This window comes from Actinoplanes sp. ATCC 53533 (assembly GCF_003947245.1).
Window position 1 is genome coordinate 1 of sequence record NZ_QHHV01000550.1, and the last position, 1,318, is coordinate 1,318.

Below are 1,318 nucleotides of genomic sequence, written 5' to 3' on the forward strand. Positions count from 1 at the left end.
ACGGAGTTGAGGGAGAAGAAGATACTCAGGGTGCCGAGGGTGACGATGAACGGTGGCAGTTTGATCCGGGTGACCAGGAAACCGTTGAGGGCGCCCATGGCGGTGCCGGCGATCAGGCCGAGGAGCAGCGCCAGGATGCCGGGCATACCCATCTTGGTGGCGAAGCTGGCCATCAGGATCGAGGAGAACACCGCGACGGCGCCGACGGACAGGTCGATACCAGCGGTCAGGATGATCAGGGTCTGACCCAGTGCCAGCACGGCGATGACGGTGACCTGGGCCAGCACCAGAGACAGGTTCGGTGCGGAGAAGAACCGCTGATTGGCCAGCGAGAAAGCCAGGATCGCGACGATCAGGACAGCCAACGGGCCCAGCGTCGGATTACCGTGCAGCAGATGCTGCACCCGCAACCCGAACGACTCGGGTCCCGAGGTGTCGAAGTCGTGCTCGTGCTCAGGTCGCCCGGCGGCCGTTTTCGGCGACGGGGGAGTGGCTTGCGAAGAATTCGTGGCCATGGCCGGCCCTCCTGTTCCCTGACTCAGCCCCAGCAGTTTTCTTTGCCCCAGGCGGAGTCTTTGGCCTCGACACCGCTCTGCGGCTGGTCGGTGATCAGCTGGACACCGGTGTCCACGAAGTCTTTACCGGCGGTGGCCTGCGGCTTGGTGCCGTCCTTGGCGAACTTGGAGATCGCTTCGATGCCCAGCGAGGCCATCTTCAGCGGGAACTGCATCGAGGTCGCACCGATGACACCGGCCTTGACGTTATCGACACCCGGGCAGCCACCATCGACCGACACGATCGTGACAGCCTTCTCCTTACCAGCCGCCTTCAAAGCCTGATACGCCCCCGCCGCCGCCGGCTCGTTGATCGTGTAGACCAGATTGATCGACGGGTCCTTCTGCAGCAGATTCTCCATCGCCGTGCGCCCACCGTCCTCGGCACCGTCGGTCACGTCATGCCCGGCGATCCGCGGGTCGGCCTCATCACCGATCTTCGCCTTGTCCTTCACATCGACGCCGAAACCCTCCAGGAAGCCCTGGTCACGCTGCACATCCACGGAGACCTGGTTGGCGTTCAGATCCAACATGGCGATCTTGGCCTGCTTACCGTCCTTGTCGAACTTCGCCTTGGCCCACTGCCCGATCAACCTGCCCGCCTGATAATTATCGGTGGCGAAGGTCGCATCAACAGCGTTGGCCGGATCCGTCGGGGTGTCCAGCGCGATGACCAACAAACCCTGCCTGCCGCGCCTTGTCAATCGACGGCACGATCGCCTTGGAATCACTCGGCGTGATCAGGAAACCCTTGGCACCAGCCG

At 63.3% G+C, this 1,318-nt stretch carries 2 protein-coding genes; both read right to left on the bottom strand.

The annotated features are described in order from the left end of the window. Nucleotides 1–515 (bottom strand): ABC transporter permease (locus DMB66_RS59945; RefSeq protein ID WP_148112979.1); only part of this gene is annotated, 515 nt, incomplete at its 3' end. 23 nt (nucleotides 516–538) lie between these two features. Further along, on the bottom strand, nucleotides 539–1,231 hold the full coding sequence (locus DMB66_RS59950) for a substrate-binding domain-containing protein (RefSeq protein WP_233625633.1): 693 nt from the start codon (nucleotides 1,229–1,231) through the stop codon (nucleotides 539–541). Nucleotides 1,232–1,318 lie beyond the last annotated feature (87 nt).